Genomic DNA, 15,969 nt, shown 5'->3' with positions numbered 1-15,969 from the left:
GTCCGGCCCGTCAGGGCTGGCCCGGACTGCGGCCGGCCCGGTCCCGTCGGCCGACAGGGCCCGGGCGGATCGGGTGGGGGTGGCGGCCGACTAACCTGGGACCGTGCTTCTGCTTGCGTTCGACACCGCCACGCCCGCCGTCACGGCCGCCGTCCTGGACACCGGGACAGGTCGGGTCCTGGCCTCCGCCGACCAGATCGACGCCCGGCGCCACGGGGAGCTGCTGCTGCCGACCATCGACGCGGTGCTGCGCGAGGCGGGCGTCGCCAAGGAGGCGCTCGGGGCGATCGCCGTCGGCGTCGGCCCCGGGCCCTACACCGGCCTGCGGGTCGGCCTGGCCACCGCCGCCGCCCTCGGGCACGCGCTCGGGATCCCCGTGCACGGGGTCTGCACCCTCGACGGCATCGCCCGCGCCGCGCGGGACGCCGGCGCGGTCGACGGGCCGTTCGTGGTCGCCACCGACGCCCGCCGCAAGGAGGTCTACTGGGCCCGCTACGACGCGGACGGCCTGCGCGTCGAGGGCCCGGCGGTGGACCGGCCCGCCGAGATCGCCGGGAAGCTGGCCGGGCTGCCGTCCGTCGGCGCGGGCGCGCTGCTCTACCCGGAGGCCTTCCCGGGCGTGGCCCAGCAGGGTCCGGCGCACCAGTCCGCCGCCGCGCTCGCCGCCTTCGCCGCCGACGCGCTCGCCGCAGGCGTCGAACTGCCCTCGCCCAACACGCCGCTGTATCTGCGCCGTCCGGACGCCGAGGTGCCGAAGAACTACAAGACGGTGCTGCCGTCATGACGACCCGAGTCGAGCGGCGCACGGCCGTGCTGCGCGAGATGCGCTGGTGGGACATCGAGCCGGTGCTGGAGCTGGAGCGCGCGCTCTTCCCCGAGGACGCCTGGTCGGCGGGGATGTTCTGGTCCGAGCTCGCGGACGCCCGGCACGCGAACGCCACCCGCTGGTACACCGTCGCCGAGGACGCCGACGGCCGCGTCGTCGGCTACGCGGGCCTGATGGCCGTCTCCGGCGAGGGCGACGTGCAGACCATCGCCGTCGCCGAGGACCAGTGGGGCACCGGCCTCGGCACCCGGCTGCTCCAGCGCCTGGTGGACCAGGCCGCCGCCGCCCGCTGCACCGAGCTGCTGTTGGAGGTGCGCGTCGACAACGACCGCGCGCAGCGCCTCTACACCCGCTTCGGCTTCGAGTCGGTCGGCTTCCGCCGCAACTACTACCAACCGTCCGGCGTCGACGCCCTGGTGATGCGCCGTCCGATGGCCGACGGGACGACTCACGAGGAAAGCAAGGAAGACGATGGCCGCTGAGGAACCGCTGGTCCTCGGGATCGAGACCTCCTGCGACGAGACCGGTGTCGGCATCGTCCGGGGCACCACGCTGCTCGCCGACGCCGTCGCCTCCAGCGTCGAGGAGCACGGCCGCTACGGCGGCGTCGTGCCCGAGATCGCCAGCCGCGCGCACCTGGAGGCGATGGTCCCCACCGTCCAGCGCGCGTTGGACCAGGCCGGGATCAAGGCGAGCGACCTCGACGGCATCGCCGTCACCGCCGGGCCCGGCCTCGCCGGCGCGCTGCTGGTCGGCGTCAGCGCGGCCAAGGCGTACGCGTACGCGCTCGGCAAGCCGCTCTACGGGGTCAACCACCTCGCCTCGCACATCTGCGTCGACCAGCTGGAGCACGGGCGGCTGCCCGAGCCCACGATGGCGCTGCTGGTCTCCGGCGGACACTCCTCGCTGCTGCTGACCGAGGACATCACCAGCACCGTCCGCTCCCTCGGCGCGACCATCGACGACGCGGCGGGGGAGGCGTTCGACAAGGTCGCCCGCCTGCTCAACCTCGGCTTCCCCGGTGGCCCCGTCATCGACCGCTACGCCCGCGAGGGCGACCCGGCCGCGATCGCCTTCCCGCGTGGCCTGTCCGGCGCCAAGGACCCCGCCTACGACTTCTCCTTCTCCGGCCTCAAGACCGCCGTCTCGCGCTGGGTCGAGGCCAAGCGCCGCGCCGGGGAGGACGTCCCGGTCCGCGACGTCTCGGCGTCCTTCCAGGAGGCGGTCGTGGACGTGCTCACCCGCAAGGCGGTCCGCGCCTGCAAGGACGAGGGCGTCGACCACCTGATGATCGGCGGCGGCGTCGCGGCCAACTCCCGCCTGCGCGCCCTCGCCCAGGAGCGCTGCGACCGCGCCGGCATCACACTGCGGGTGCCGCGTCCGAAGCTCTGCACCGACAACGGCGCCATGGTCGCCGCCCTCGGCGCGGAGATGGTCTGGCGCGACCGGGCGCCCTCCGCCTTCGACCTCTCGGCGGACTCCTCCCTGCCGGTTACCGACACCCACGTGCCGGCGTCCCACGACGAGCTGCACCGGCTGTCGGAGTAACCCGCTCGCACCGGTCCCTAGGCGGGCCGGCCGATCAGCATGACGGGTGAACCGGCGGCTCGCGTCAACACCACGACCGCCGAGTTCACCCCCTCCGGCTTGATCTTCTTCCGCAGCTCCTCCGGCTCGATCGCGGAGCCGCGCTTCTTGATGACGAGCGTGCCGATGGCGCGCTCGCGGACCAGCGCCTTCAGCTTCTTCAGGTTGAACGGGAGCACGTCGGTGATCTCGTACGCGGTCGCGTAGGGGGTCGGGGCGAGCCGGTCCGTCGTCAGGTACGCGATGGTGGGGTCGATGAGCGTCGCGTCGAGCTCGGCCGCGACCTCGGCCACCAGGTGCGCGCGGATGACGGCCCCGTCCGGCTCGTAGAGGTAGCGCCGGACCGGCCCCGCCTCGGGGTCGGGCAGCCGTCCGCCGGTCAAGCTGACGCCCGCGGGCAGCAGCGTCGCCCGGTGCGGCTCGGCGGCCTTGGCGCCGAACCAGAGCGCGGCCTCCTTCACGTCCCCGCCCTCGGAGACCCACTCCGCCTCGGCGTCCCCCGGAACGGCCTCGTGCGGGATGCCTGGAGCCACCTTGATCGCTCCCACGGACGCCCTGCGCGCCGCTTGGACCGCCCAGCTCAGCGGCGGCGCGTAGGACTCCGGGTCGAAGATGCGGCCCCGCCCGCCGCGCCGCGCCGGGTCGACGAAGACGGCGTCGTAGCCGCTGGTGTCCACGTCCGCGACGTCGGCGCAGCGCGCCTCGATCAGGTCGGCGAGGCCCAGCGCCTCGGCGTTGGCCCGTGCGACGGCGTGGGTGACCGGGTCCAGGTCCACGGCCAGCACCCTGATCCCGGCCCGGGCCAGTGCGATCGCGTCGCCGCCGATGCCGGAGCAGAGGTCCGCGACCGAGGTGACGCCGAGGTCCTTCATGCGCCGCGCCCGCCACTCGGCGACGCTCGTCCGGGTGGACTGCTCGACCCCGTTGGGCGTGAAGTACATCCGCGCCGCGTCCGCCCCGAACTTCGCCGCGGCCCGGCTGCGCAGCCGGGCCTGCGCGAGGGCGGCGGAGACCAGCTCCGCGTCGTGCGTGCGCCGCAGCCGCGTCGCCAGCGCCAGCTCGTCACCGGGGGAGTGGTCCCGCAGCTCGGCGAGGAGGTCCTGGCCTTCGGCGGTCAGCAGGGCGTGGAGGTCTTCGGTGCGCACCGGACCATTGTGACGGGAGTGTCGTTCTCCGAAGTTGTGGGCGACGCGTTGGCACTCTGGTTGACCGAGTGCTAAGCGCCGCCTACAGTCGTCGTTGGCACTCTCCACACGAGAGCGCTAAGCGTGAGACGGTACGTCCGGCACCGCGACGACGGGCTTGCCATGTCTTCACGCCCCAAGACATGTGTACCCCGGATCTCCGAAGGGGGAGGTCGGATCGTGACGACCACCAGCTCCAAGGTTGCCATCAAGCCGCTTGAGGACCGCATCGTGGTCCAGTCGCTCGAGGCCGAGCAGACCACGGCCTCTGGCCTGGTCATCCCGGACACCGCGAAGGAGAAGCCCCAGGAGGGCGTCGTCCTCGCCGTCGGTCCGGGCCGCTTCGAGGACGGCCAGCGTCTTCCGCTCGACGTTGCCGTCGGCGATGTCGTCCTCTACAGCAAGTACGGCGGCACCGAGGTCAAGTACAAGGGCGAGGAGTACCTCGTCCTCTCGGCCCGCGACGTGCTCGCGGTCATCGAGAAGTAAGACCTGACCGCACAGTCGGCAAAGTCGTGACCCGCCCCGGCAGCCCGTACCACGGGGTCCGGGGCGTGGTCGTTTCGAGAGGGAACCCCTAGGCATGGCCAAGATCCTGCAGTTCGACGAGGACGCCCGCCGCTCGCTGGAGCGCGGTGTCAACAAGCTGGCCGACACCGTCAAGGTGACGATCGGCCCCAAGGGCCGCAACGTCGTCATCGACAAGAAGTTCGGCGCCCCCACCATCACCAACGACGGTGTCACCATCGCCCGCGAGGTCGAGCTGGAGGACCCGTACGAGAACCTCGGCGCGCAGCTCGTCAAGGAGGTGGCCACCAAGACCAACGACATCGCTGGTGACGGCACCACCACCGCGACCGTGCTCGCCCAGGCGCTCGTCAACGAGGGCCTGCGCAACGTCGCCGCCGGCGCCGGCCCGGCGGGCCTCAAGCGCGGCATCGACGCCGCCGTCAAGGCCGTCGCCGAGCACCTGCTCTCCGTCGCCCGCGAGATCGAGGGCAAGGACGACATCGCCGCCGTCGCCGCGCTGTCCGCCCAGGACACCCAGGTCGGCGAGCTCATCGCCGAGGCGATGGACAAGGTCGGCAAGGACGGTGTCATCACCGTCGAGGAGTCGAACACCTTCGGTCTCGAGCTCGAGTTCACCGAGGGCATGCAGTTCGACAAGGGCTACCTCTCGCCGTACATGGTCACCGACCAGGAGCGCATGGAGGCCGTCCTCGAGGACCCGTACATCCTCATCCACCAGGGCAAGATCTCCTCGATCCAGGACCTGCTCCCGCTGCTGGAGAAGATCCTCCAGGGCGGCGCGTCCAAGCCGCTGCTGATCATCGCCGAGGACGTCGAGGGCGAGGCCCTGTCGACCCTGGTCGTCAACAAGATCCGTGGCACCTTCAACGCCGTCGCCGTCAAGGCCCCCGGCTTCGGTGACCGCCGCAAGGCCATGCTCGGCGACATCGCCACGCTGACCGGCGCCACCGTCATCGCCGAGGAGGTCGGCCTCAAGCTCGACCAGGCCGGCCTGGACGTGCTGGGCACCGCCCGCCGCGTGACCGTCACCAAGGACGACACCACCGTCGTCGACGGTGCCGGCTCCACCGAGGAGGTCGCCGGTCGCGTCGCGCAGATCAAGGGCGAGATCGAGACCACCGACTCCGACTGGGACCGCGAGAAGCTGCAGGAGCGCCTGGCCAAGCTGGCCGGCGGCGTCTGCGTCATCAAGGTCGGCGCGGCCACCGAGGTCGAGCTCAAGGAGAAGAAGCACCGCCTGGAGGACGCCATCTCCGCGACCCGCGCCGCGGTCGAGGAGGGCATCGTCGCCGGTGGTGGCGCCTCCCTCGTCCACGCGCAGAAGGTGCTCGACGGCGGCCTGGGCCTGGCCGGCGACGAGGCCGTGGGTGTCGCGGTCGTCCGCCGCGCCCTGGTCGAGCCGCTGCGCTGGATCGCCCAGAACGCGGGCCTCGAGGGCTACGTCATCACCACCAAGGTCTCCGAGCTGGGCGACGTCCGCGAGGGCTACAACGCCGCCACCGGCGAGTACGGCGACCTGGTCAAGGCCGGCGTCATCGACCCGGTCAAGGTGACCCGCTCCGCGCTGGAGAACGCCGCGTCCATCGCCTCCCTGCTGCTCACGACCGAGACCCTGGTCGTCGAGAAGAAGGAGGAGGAGGCGGCCGCCAACGGTCACTCCCACGGTGGCCACGGCCACTCCCACTGAGCCCTGACGCTCGTACGGAAGCCCGGCACCCCTCAGGGGTGCCGGGCTTCCGGCGCTCTCCGTCCGCGGCTCAGACGCCGAGTCGCTTCGCGGCGGACTCGCGGTGGCCGGCGGCGAGGCCCGGCAGGTCGAGCATCAGCGGGAGCACCTCCGGCGCGCGCGAGTGGAGGGCGCGGAAGACGTCCGCGGAGCTGACCCCGTGGTCGGGCCGGTGCACGACGCTGATCGCGTCCCCCGCGCGGATCCCGCCCGGCGTGAGTACCCGCAGGTACGCGCCGGGGCGTGCGCGGTCCGTGAACGTCTTGACCCAACGCTCCCGCTCCATCCACCCGGCGAAGGTCCGGCACGGGATCCGGGTCGCGCTCACCTCCAGTAGCAGGGTCCCGCCGACCAGCCACCGCTCCCCGATGAGAGCACCGGAGACGTCCAGCCCGTCGGTGGTCAGGTTCTCCCCGAAGACCCCGTTGGGCAGCGGCTGCCCGAGCTCCTCGGCCCAGCCGTCGAGCTCCTCGCGGGCGTAGGCGTACACGGCCTGGTCCACCCCGCCGTGGTGCCGCACGTCGCAGATCGCGTCCCCGGCCAGCCCGCTGACGCCCTTCCGCTCGCTCGGCGCGGTCACCTGGACGAGGCCGTCCACCGGCTTCTTCCCGATCGCGGTGACGCCCGGATCGGAGTAGACGGTCGGCTCGGGTCGTCCGACATTGACGGAGAGCAGGGTTCCCATGGGCCCAAGCGTAGGTCGGGGCACGCCGGGGCAGCAGGTGCTTATCCTGACCCCGTGATCGAGGCCAGACATCTGCGCGTGCTGCGTGCCGTCGCCCGCCAGGGCAGTTTCTCCGCCGCCGCGCGTGAGCTCGGGCTGACGCAACCCGCCATCAGCCAGCAGATGAAGGCGCTGGAGAGGTCCGTCGGCACGCCTCTGGTCGTCCGCGTCGGGCGCGGCGTCGCGCTGAGCGAGGCCGGTCGGGTGCTCTCCGAGCATGCCGCAGGCGTCCTCGCCGGGCTCGCCGCCGCGGAGGACGCGGTCGCGGGGATCGCCGGGCTCCAGGCCGGGCGCGTGCGGTTGGTGTCGTTCCCGACGGCGAGCGCGACGCTGGTGCCGCCCGCCGTGGCCGCGCTCCGCGCGCAGGCGCCGGGGGTCGAGGTGTCGCTGACCGAGGCCGAGCCGCCGGCCTCCATCGGGATGCTGCGCGCCGCCGAGTGCGAACTCGTCCTCGCGTTCCGGTACCCGACGTCCTCCGAGCCGGAGGACTGGAGCGACCTCGCGGTCACCGGGCTGCGCCGGGACCCGCTGGTCGCTCTCCTCCCCGCGGCGCACCCGCTCGCGGGCGCGCCGGAGCTGCGGGACCTCGCCGCGCTCGCCGCGGAGCCGTGGATCGCCGGGTGCCCGCAGTGTCGCGGGCATCTCGTGGACCTGTGCGAGGCCGTCGGCTTCACTCCGCGGATCGACTTCGCGACCGACGACTACCCGGCCGTGCTGGGGCTCGTCGCCGCGGGCCTCGGTGTGGCGGTGCTGCCGAGGCTGGCGCTGGCCGCGACCAGGACCGACGGGGTCGCCGTCGTGCCGCTGGCCGCGGGCGTGTCCCGGGAGATCGTCGCGCTGACCCTGCCGGACCTGGGACGGGTCCCGGCGGTGGCGTTGATGCTGGAGAAGCTGAAGGGCCTGTAGAAGTCAGGCCCTTCGCCGGCGCGCCGGGTGCGGGCGCGCGTGTGGCGCACCCGTGCGACGCGCCCGTGGGTGTGCGTGAAGAAACGTTCCGTCAGCTCGATCGTCGATCGTGTCAGTCGACGGGCAGGAGCGAGAGCGGATCGAGGGTGCGGCGGCGGGCCCGCCCCAGCAGTTCCTCTCGTTCGTCCTCGGTGAGGCCGCCCCAGACCCCGTAGGGCTCACGTACCGCCAGTGCGTGCGACGCGCACTCCGCGCGCACCGGGCACCGCATGCAGACCTCCTTGGCGGACTGTTCCCGCGAGGTCCGTGCGGCTCCGCGTTCTCCCTCCGGATGGAAGAACAGAGAGCTGTCCACGCCGCGACACGCGGCGGAGAGCTGCCAGTCCCACAGGTCTGCGTTCGGGCCAGGAAGCCGTGAGTAGTCGGCCATGGTCGTTGATCCCTTGAGTGGTGCTAGCGATTCAGTACGAACTGATGGAAATATGACTCATGCAGATCTAGCGGACAAGAGGTCATCAGCGTTACATAACGTGCCGATAACCATCAAATCCCATGAAAACGGACTAATCCACCACGTGGCGGGGAAGCGTGTCCTGCATGCGGGTGCACTCGTTGGGCCTAACGGCACGCCCGGGCACGCCCGGCGAGGCGCACGGTCGTCGTACGAGCGGCGCATTTGCGCCGTTGCGCACCGCGCGCTGGATGATCCGTAGCGGGTCAGACACGTAGAGTGGTGAAGGCTGCTGCCAGGCCGTAACTCATTCGGGTGACGGTCGTTGGGAGTGCGGAGGCGGCAAACGGCACGGGCGTCGGGGAAGACGCCGGTCCACCGGAGGCCGTGCCGGTGACGATTCGTACCAGCCAGGAGGCTCAAGGTGACGCTCATCAGCTGCGGAGGCGGGTCATGACTTCCGTTCTCGTGTGTGACGATTCCCCGCTCGCCCGCGAGGCGCTGCGTCGCGCGGTCGCGACGGTGCCCGGAGTCGACCGAGTGACCACGGCCACCAACGGTGAGGAGGTGCTCCGCCGCTGGGTGGCGGACCGCTCCGACCTGGTGCTGATGGATGTCCGGATGCCGGGCCTGGGCGGGGTGGAGACGGTCCGGCGGCTGCTCTCGGCCGACCCGGGGGCCCGCATCATCATGCTGACCGTCGCCGAGGACCTCGACGGCGTCGCCCTCGCGGTCGCCGCCGGCGCCCGCGGCTACCTGCACAAGGACGCCTCCCGGGCGGAGCTGCGCGCCACGGTCACCCAGGCCCTGGCCGACCCGACGTGGCGGCTCGCGCCCCGTCGGCTGCGCTGCGCCGAGATGGGCGCGGCCCCGACGCTGACGGCTCGTGAGATCCAGGTGCTGGAGGGCATGAGCCATGGCCGCAGCAACGCCGAGATCGGCCGTGAGCTGTTCCTCTCCGAGGACACCGTCAAGACCCACGCGCGTCGGCTCTTCAAGAAGCTCGGCGCCTCCGACCGGGCGCACGCCGTGGCGCTGGGCTTCCGCTGGGGTCTGGTCCGCTGACCGCCTGACCGGCTGGGGGCCTCCCGGGTACCGGCTGGGGCCTCCCGGGTGGGAGGGGGCATGGCCCGTTTCCCACCCGAGGGCGCACCATGGATGGTGTGACGCGGAGTCCGGCAGGGCGGGGGTGGTGGTGTGGCGGATAACGTTCCGATGCACAAGTCAGGGTGCGGTGTCACGTTTTCGTCGATGACCAGGCACCATGGACCAGTGCGTGACGACGAGGCAAGCCCCGGCCAGGGGTCCGGTATGCCCATCGGCCCGCTCCTCGAGCACGCGGTGGGCGGCGATCCGGACGCGGTCGACGCGCTGCTTTCGCAGGTCCACCCGCTGGTGCTGCGCTACTGCCGCGCCCGTCTGGTCCGTCTGCCCGGCAGCGCCCGGCACCACGTCGACGACGTGGCCCAGGAGGTCTGCCTCGCCGTCCTGTGCGCGCTGCCGCGCTACCGCGACGAGGGCCGCCCCTTCGAGGCGTTCGTCTACAGCATCGCCGCACACAAGATCGCCGACCTGCAGCGGGCGGCGATGCGCGGCGGTCCCGCGCAGAGCGTCCCGCTGGGCGAGGAACTCCCCGACACCCCGGACGACGCCCTCGGTCCCGAGGAGCGCGCCCTGCTGAGCAGCGACGCCGCCTGGATGCGCGAGCTCCTGGCGCTGCTGCCGGAGCGGCAGCGCGAGCTCGTCCTGCTCCGTGTCGCCGCCGGGCTGACGGCGGAGGAGACCGGCGAGGTCCTCGGCATGTCCCCGGGCGCGGTCCGCGTCGCCCAGCACCGCGCGCTGTCGCGCCTGCGCGCCCTCGCCGAGAACGGTCCCGAGGGCCTGTCGGCGTAGCCGGCCCCGGTGGTCAACTGGAGGATCGGCCGAAGTCGAGGAATGTGACTGCTACCTCAGTTGTTGCAGACGCGCAAGGGTGCCTCGCGGGGCCCGGTAGAATTAGTCAACGGTGCCGAGCTGCTCACCCACGCGGCCCCCGTAGGCGCCGTGTCGCGTCGGGCGGGTGGGCCACCAGTCACCCCGTCCCCATGATCCGCGGATCCACTTCGGGAAGGGTGTCATGTCTTACAACGCAGCTGGGGTACCCGACAAGTTCGGCATGCTCGGGCTCACCTACGACGATGTGCTGCTGCTGCCAGGCCCTTCCGAGGTCCTGCCCAATGCCGTGGACACCTCCTCGCGTGTCTCGCGCAATGTGCGGGTGAACATCCCGCTGCTCTCCGCCGCCATGGACAAGGTCACCGAGTCGCGCATGGCGATCGCCATGGCCCGTCAGGGCGGCGTGGGCGTGCTGCACCGCAACCTGTCCATCGAGGACCAGGTCAACCAGGTCGACCTGGTGAAGCGCTCCGAGTCCGGCATGGTCACGGACCCGATCACGGTCTCCCCGGAGGCCACGCTGGTCGAGGCGGACGCGCTGTGCGCCAAGTTCCGGATCTCCGGCGTCCCGGTCACCGACGGCGAGGGCCGGCTGCTCGGCATCGTCACCAACCGTGACATGGCCTTCGAGACGGACCGCAGCCGCCAGGTGCGCGAGGTCATGACCCCGATGCCGCTGATCACCGGCCAGGTGGGCATCTCCGGTGTCGACGCGATGGCGCTGCTGCGCCGCCACAAGATCGAGAAGCTGCCGCTCGTCGACGAGCAGGGCAAGCTCAAGGGCCTGATCACGGTCAAGGACTTCGTCAAGGCCGAGCAGTACCCGAACGCGGCCAAGGACGCCGAGGGCCGTCTGATCGTCGGCGCGGCCGTCGGCGCCTCCGCCGAGGCGCTGGACCGGGCGATCGCCCTCGCCGAGGCCGGCGCGGACTTCATCGTCGTGGACACCTCCCACGGCCACAACCGCAACGCCCTGAACTGGATGTCGAAGATCAAGTCGTCGGTCTCGGCCGACGTGGTCGGCGGCAACGTCGCCACCCGCGACGGCGCCCAGGCGCTGATCGACGCCGGCGTCGACGGCATCAAGGTCGGCATCGGCCCGGGTTCCATCTGCACCACCCGCGTGGTCGCCGGCGTCGGCGTCCCGCAGGTCACCGCGATCTACGAGGCCGCCCTCGCGGCCGAGTCCGCGGGCGTCCCGCTGATCGGCGACGGCGGTCTGCAGTACTCCGGCGACATCGGCAAGGCGCTGGCCGCCGGCGCCGACAGCGTCATGCTGGGCAGCCTGCTGGCCGGCTGCGAGGAGTCGCCGGGCGAGCTGCTCTTCATCAACGGCAAGCAGTACAAGTCCTACCGCGGCATGGGCTCGCTCGGCGCCATGCAGTCCCGCGGCCAGGCCAGGTCCTACTCCAAGGACCGCTACTTCCAGGGCGACGTCACCTCCGACGAGAAGCTCATCGCCGAGGGCATCGAGGGGCAGGTCGCCTACCGCGGCCCGGTCGGCTCGGTCATCTACCAGCTGGTCGGCGGCCTTCGTCAGTCCATGGGCTACGTGGGCGCCGAGTCGGTCGACTCGATGAAGCGCGACGCGCGCTTCGTCCGGATCACCTCGGCGGGTCTGAAGGAGAGCCACCCGCACGACATCCAGATGACGGTCGAGGCGCCGAACTACTCCTCGAAGTAACCCGCTCATCTCACGGAGGGGCCGCCTAGGCGGCCCCTCCGCCGTTGTGCGAGATACTGACCCTGGTAGTCGCTGGGCACAACCGAGGGAGCAGTTCAGGTGACCGAGATCGAGATCGGGCGGGGCAAGCGGGGCCGGCGGGCGTACGCCTTCGACGACATCGCGGTCGTTCCGAGCCGCCGCACGCGGGACCCGAAGGAGGTCTCGATCGCGTGGCAGATCGACGCCTACCGATTCGAGCTCCCGTTCCTGGCCGCGCCGATGGACTCCGTCGTCTCCCCGGAGCAGGCCATCGCGATCGGCCGCCTCGGCGGCCTCGGCGTGCTGAACCTCGAGGGCCTGTGGACCCGTTACGAGGACCCGCGCCCGCTGCTGCAGGAGATCACCGAGATCAAGGACCAGGCGGCCGCGACCCGCCGGCTCCAGACGATCTACCGCGAGCCGATCAAGGCCGAGCTGATCACGCAGCGCCTGAAGGAGATCCGCGACTCGGGCGTCGTCACCGCCGCGGCCCTGTCGCCGCAGCGGACCGCCGAGTTCTCCAAGGTCGTCGTGGACGCCGGCGTCGACATCTTCGTCATCCGCGGCACCACGGTCTCGGCCGAGCACGTCTCCAGCGCCGCCGAGCCGCTGAACCTCAAGCAGTTCATCTACGAGCTCGACGTCCCGGTCATCGTCGGCGGCTGCGCGACCTACACGGCGGCCCTGCACCTGATGCGCACCGGCGCGGCCGGCGTCCTGGTCGGCTTCGGCGGCGGCGCCGCGCACACGACCCGCGCCGTGCTGGGCATCCAGGTCCCGATGGCCACCGCCGTCGCGGACGTCGCCGCGGCGCGCCGCGACTACATGGACGAGTCCGGCGGCCGCTACGTCCACGTCATCGCCGACGGCGGCGTGGGCTTCTCCGGCGACCTGTCGAAGGCGATCGCCTGCGGCGCGGACGCCGTCATGATCGGCGCGGCGCTGGCCCGCGCGACCGACGCCCCCGGCCGCGGCTTCCACTGGGGCAGCGAGGCCGTCCACGAGGAGCTGCCGCGCGGCAAGCGCGTCGACCTCGGCACGGTCGGCACGACCGAGGAGATCCTGCTCGGCCCCTCGCACACCCCCGACGGCACCATGAACCTCTTCGGGGCGCTGCGCCGCGCGATGGCGACCACGGGCTACTCGGAGCTCAAGGAGTTCCAGCGCGTCGAGGTCACTGTCGCGCGATAGTGGCGCTACCCGGGGGCGCGGGCTGCGCCGGCCTGCGGCTCCGTCGCGTGGGCGCGAGCAGCCACCCCGTGCGGATCGCCCTGCTCGTTCGGCGAGTCACCACACAGGGTGGCTCGCCGCGCAGTTCCCCGCGCCCCTGAGGCCTGCCGCATCCCGTGACGCCTGCCGCATCCGGTGCCTCGAAGTGTTGACGCAACCGACTCCGCGCCTTCAGCGGGATCCCGGCGAACCGAACGTAGTGTTGATCGGAAGGCCGGGCTCTCCCGCGGAGGCGTGATGCGAAGCACCAAGCTGGGTCCCATCGAACGCGCGGCCGCGCTCGCGCGGCTGGCCGAGCGCGAGCTCGACGTGCTCGTCGTCGGCGGGGGCGTCGTCGGAGCCGGCACCGCGCTGGACGCGGCGACGCGCGGACTGGTGACCGGCCTGGTGGAGGCCAGGGACTGGGCCGCCGGCACCTCCTCGCGGTCCAGCAAGCTGATCCACGGCGGGCTGCGGTACCTGGAGATGCTCGACTTCGCCCTGGTCAAGGAGGCCCTCCAGGAACGCGGCCTGCTGCTGGGGCGGCTCGCGCCGCACCTGGTCAAGCCGGTGCCGTTCCTGTACCCGTTGCAGGGGCGCGGCTGGGAGCGCCCGTACGTCGGGTCCGGTGTCGCGCTGTACGACGCCATGTCCGTCTCCTCCGGGCACGGCCGCGGGCTGCCGCTGCACCGCCACCTCAGCCGGCGTCAGGCGCTTCAGCTGGCGCCCGCGCTGCGCAAGGACGCGCTGGTCGGCGCGGTGCAGTACTGGGACGCGCAGATGGACGACGCGCGGTTCGTGACGACCCTGGTCCGCACCGCCTCCTCCTACGGCGCGCACGTCGCGAACCGGGCGCGCGTCATCGGGTTCCTGCGCGAGGGCGAGCGCGTCGTCGGCGCGCGCGTCCACGATCTGGAGTCCGGCGGGCAGTTCGTCGTCCGGGCGCGGCAGATCGTCAACGCGACGGGCGTGTGGACGGACGAGACGCAGGCGATGGTCGGCGAGCGCGGCCAGTTCCACGTCCGCGCGTCCAAGGGCATCCATCTCGTCGTGCCGCGCGACCGGATCCACTCCTCGACGGGGCTGATCCTGCGTACGGAGAAGAGCGTCCTGTTCGTCATCCCCTGGGGCCGGCACTGGATCGTCGGCACGACGGACACCGAGTGGACCCTCGACAAGGACCACCCCGCCGCGAGCAGCGCCGACATCGAGTACCTGCTCGAGCACGTCAACAGCGTCCTCGCGATGCCGCTGACCCGTGAGGACGTCGAGGGCGTCTACGCCGGGCTGCGCCCGCTGCTCGCGGGCGAGTCGGAGGCGACGTCGAAGCTCAGCCGTGAGCACGTGGTGCAGCACGCCGCGCCGGGGCTCGTCGTCGTGGCGGGCGGCAAGTACACCACCTACCGGGTGATGGCGAAGGACGCCGTCGACGAGGTGGCGCACGGGCTGGATCAGAGGGTCGCGCCGTGCATCACCGACACGATCCCGCTCTCCGGCGCGGAAGGCTATCGCGCGCTGTGGAACGCGCGGAGCGAACTCGCCAGGGAGAGCGGCCTGCATGTGGCGCGGGTCGAGCATCTACTGAACCGCTACGGCGCGTTGACCGAGGAGCTGCTCGAACTCATCGCCGCCGAGCCGGGGTTGGCGGAGCCGTTGAACGGCGCGGACGACTACCTGCGGGCCGAGGTGGTCTACGCGGCCCGCGCGGAGGGAGCCCGGCACCTCGACGACGTGCTGGCGCGCCGTACCCGCATCTCCATCGAGACCTTCGACCGCGGCACGGCGGTCATGGCGGAGGCGGCGGCGCTGATGGCGCCCGAACTCGGTTGGGACGACGCGCAGATCGAGAAGGAGATCGAGCACTACCGGGTCCGTGTGGAGGCCGAACGCGAGTCGCAGGAGCAGCCTGACGACCTGACGGCGGACGCCGCGCGGCTGGGAGCCCCGGACATCGTTCCGCTGAAGTAGGACGGCAGCGCGGTCCCGGGGTCGAACCCCGTGTGCCTACGCGGGCGTCTCTCACGGGATGATGGACGCGACAGCGACAGCGCGGAGGGAACGAACCGGCATGAACGGCGATCAACACCGCGACGAGACTCCGCAGGAGTCGAGCGGGAAGCTCCTTGCGTCGCGGTACCGGCTGACCGCCGTCCTCGGCCAGGGCGGGATGGGCACCGTCTGGCGGGCCGCGGACGAGTTCCTCGGGCGCGAGGTCGCGGTCAAGGAACTGCGGTTCGCCGGCGGGGTGGACGAGGACGAGCGGCACCGGCTCGTCGCGCGGACGCTGACGGAGGCGAAGGCCATCGCCCGGATCCGGCACAACGGCGCGGTGACCGTGTACGACGTGGTCGAGGAGGACGGCCGGCCCTGGATCGTGATGGAGCTGATCGAGTCCCGCTCGCTCAGCGAGGTCATCCGCACCGACGGGGTGCTGCCGCCGCAGCGGGCCGCCGAGGTGGCGTTGGAACTGCTCGGCGTGCTGGCCGAGGCGCACCGCGTGGGCATCCTGCACCGCGACGTGAAGCCGTCGAACGTGCTGATCGGGCATGAGGGCCGGGTCGTGCTGACGGACTTCGGGATCGCCCGGGTCGAGGGGGACCCGTCCGTCACGTCGACGGGCATGCTCGTCGGCGCGCCGTCGTACATCTCGCCGGAGCGGGCCCGGGGCGGCGTTCCGGGCCCGCCCGCCGACCTGTGGTCGCTCGGGGCGACCTTGTACGCGATGGTCGAGGGCGTTCCGCCGTACGACAAGGGTTCGGCGCTGTCGACGCTGACGGCCGTGATCACCGAGCCGGTGCCGCCGCTCAGCGGCGACGCGTTGCTGCAACCGGTCGTCTCCGGCCTGCTGCGCAAGGACCCGGCCCAGCGGCTCGACGCCGCCACGGCGCGGACCATGCTGCTCGGCGTCATCGGCGAGTACGAGCGGCGTGCGCGCGCGACCGCGCAGTACGGCGTCGCGGCCGAGGCCGCGACCCAGGCCGTCCCGGCGGCCGAGCGCACGCGCGTGCAGCCGGTCGTGGAGCAGCCGACGGCGCGCGGCGCGCGGGGTGTTCGCAGCGGCCGGGGCGGGCGCGGCGGATCGGCTTCGACGGCGGGGACGGTGGGAGCGGCGGGAGCGGCGGGAGCTTCGGCGGTGGGGGCGTCGGCCGTGTCCGGCGCGTCGGGGCAGGGGCAGGGGCAGGGGC

Annotated in this window: 15 protein-coding genes; 12 read left to right on the top strand and 3 right to left on the bottom strand. The window is 72.2% G+C overall.

What is annotated here, in order from left to right:
- Positions 1–103 precede the first annotated feature (103 nt).
- The 3 genes from tsaB to tsaD are packed head-to-tail and all read left to right on the top strand — an operon-like array spanning position 104 to position 2,374.
- On the top strand, positions 104–784 hold the full coding sequence (gene tsaB / locus TR50_RS13740; protein ID WP_042420186.1) for a tRNA (adenosine(37)-N6)-threonylcarbamoyltransferase complex dimerization subunit type 1 TsaB: 681 nt from the start codon (positions 104–106) through the stop codon (positions 782–784).
- Positions 781–1,308 (top strand): ribosomal protein S18-alanine N-acetyltransferase, encoded by a 528-nt coding sequence (gene rimI / locus TR50_RS13735; protein ID WP_042420184.1) that lies wholly within the window; start codon positions 781–783, stop codon positions 1,306–1,308. Before tsaB ends, rimI begins: the two co-directional genes overlap by 4 nt.
- Positions 1,298–2,374 (top strand): tRNA (adenosine(37)-N6)-threonylcarbamoyltransferase complex transferase subunit TsaD, encoded by a 1,077-nt coding sequence (gene tsaD, locus TR50_RS13730; RefSeq protein WP_042420178.1) that lies wholly within the window; start codon positions 1,298–1,300, stop codon positions 2,372–2,374. The genes rimI and tsaD overlap by 11 nt, the downstream gene beginning before the upstream one ends.
- Positions 2,375–2,391: 17 nt before the next feature.
- Here tsaD and TR50_RS13725 read toward each other — a convergent pair whose 3' ends face one another.
- Positions 2,392–3,558 carry a class I SAM-dependent methyltransferase gene (locus TR50_RS13725; RefSeq protein WP_042420176.1) on the bottom strand — a complete coding sequence of 389 codons (1,167 nt, stop codon included), beginning with the start codon at positions 3,556–3,558 and terminating at the stop codon, positions 2,392–2,394.
- Positions 3,559–3,777: 219 nt separating this feature from the next.
- Between TR50_RS13725 and groES the strand changes: the two genes are divergently transcribed.
- Together groES and groL are read left to right on the top strand one after the other, a co-directional pair.
- On the top strand, positions 3,778–4,086 hold the full coding sequence (groES, locus tag TR50_RS13720) for a co-chaperone GroES (protein ID WP_042389259.1): 309 nt from the start codon (positions 3,778–3,780) through the stop codon (positions 4,084–4,086).
- Positions 4,087–4,180: 94 nt separating this feature from the next.
- On the top strand, positions 4,181–5,815 hold the full coding sequence (groL, locus tag TR50_RS13715; protein ID WP_042420173.1) for a chaperonin GroEL: 1,635 nt from the start codon (positions 4,181–4,183) through the stop codon (positions 5,813–5,815).
- 70 nt (positions 5,816–5,885) lie between these two features.
- Here groL and TR50_RS13710 read toward each other — a convergent pair whose 3' ends face one another.
- Positions 5,886–6,539, bottom strand: coding sequence for an MOSC domain-containing protein (locus tag TR50_RS13710; RefSeq protein ID WP_042420167.1), 654 nt, complete (start codon positions 6,537–6,539; stop codon positions 5,886–5,888).
- A gap of 54 nt (positions 6,540–6,593) precedes the next feature.
- Between TR50_RS13710 and TR50_RS13705 the strand changes: the two genes are divergently transcribed.
- Positions 6,594–7,484, top strand: a complete 891-nt coding sequence (locus tag TR50_RS13705) for a LysR family transcriptional regulator (RefSeq protein ID WP_042420164.1) — start codon at positions 6,594–6,596, stop codon at positions 7,482–7,484.
- A gap of 112 nt (positions 7,485–7,596) precedes the next feature.
- Here TR50_RS13705 and TR50_RS13700 read toward each other — a convergent pair whose 3' ends face one another.
- A complete protein-coding gene (locus TR50_RS13700; protein ID WP_042365498.1) occupies positions 7,597–7,914 on the bottom strand; it encodes a WhiB family transcriptional regulator in 318 nt (105 codons plus the stop codon).
- A 474-nt stretch (positions 7,915–8,388) separates the two neighbouring features.
- Between TR50_RS13700 and TR50_RS13695 the strand changes: the two genes are divergently transcribed.
- The 6 genes from TR50_RS13695 to TR50_RS13670 form a co-directional block, all read left to right on the top strand.
- Positions 8,389–9,000 (top strand): response regulator transcription factor, encoded by a 612-nt coding sequence (locus TR50_RS13695; RefSeq protein WP_030251459.1) that lies wholly within the window; start codon positions 8,389–8,391, stop codon positions 8,998–9,000.
- A 207-nt stretch (positions 9,001–9,207) separates the two neighbouring features.
- Positions 9,208–9,828: a sigma-70 family RNA polymerase sigma factor gene (locus TR50_RS13690; protein ID WP_042420159.1), complete on the top strand. Its 621-nt coding sequence runs from the start codon at positions 9,208–9,210 to the stop codon at positions 9,826–9,828.
- A gap of 223 nt (positions 9,829–10,051) precedes the next feature.
- Complete coding sequence (guaB, locus tag TR50_RS13685; protein WP_042420158.1) at positions 10,052–11,554, top strand: IMP dehydrogenase; 1,503 nt, start codon at positions 10,052–10,054, stop codon at positions 11,552–11,554.
- Positions 11,555–11,653: 99 nt separating this feature from the next.
- A complete protein-coding gene (locus tag TR50_RS13680; RefSeq protein ID WP_042420156.1) occupies positions 11,654–12,766 on the top strand; it encodes a GuaB3 family IMP dehydrogenase-related protein in 1,113 nt (370 codons plus the stop codon).
- A gap of 276 nt (positions 12,767–13,042) precedes the next feature.
- Complete coding sequence (locus TR50_RS13675) at positions 13,043–14,752, top strand: glycerol-3-phosphate dehydrogenase/oxidase (protein ID WP_042420155.1); 1,710 nt, start codon at positions 13,043–13,045, stop codon at positions 14,750–14,752.
- Positions 14,753–14,852: 100 nt separating this feature from the next.
- On the top strand, positions 14,853–15,969 hold a 1,117-nt coding region (locus TR50_RS13670), incomplete at its 3' end, for a serine/threonine-protein kinase (RefSeq protein WP_152648393.1).

The sequence above is a fragment of the Streptacidiphilus anmyonensis genome (assembly GCF_000787855.1).
Classification (GTDB): domain Bacteria; phylum Actinomycetota; class Actinomycetes; order Streptomycetales; family Streptomycetaceae; genus Streptacidiphilus; species Streptacidiphilus anmyonensis.
Note: the sequence above shows the minus strand (reverse complement) of the source record. Positions and strands in the feature narration are given on the sequence as shown.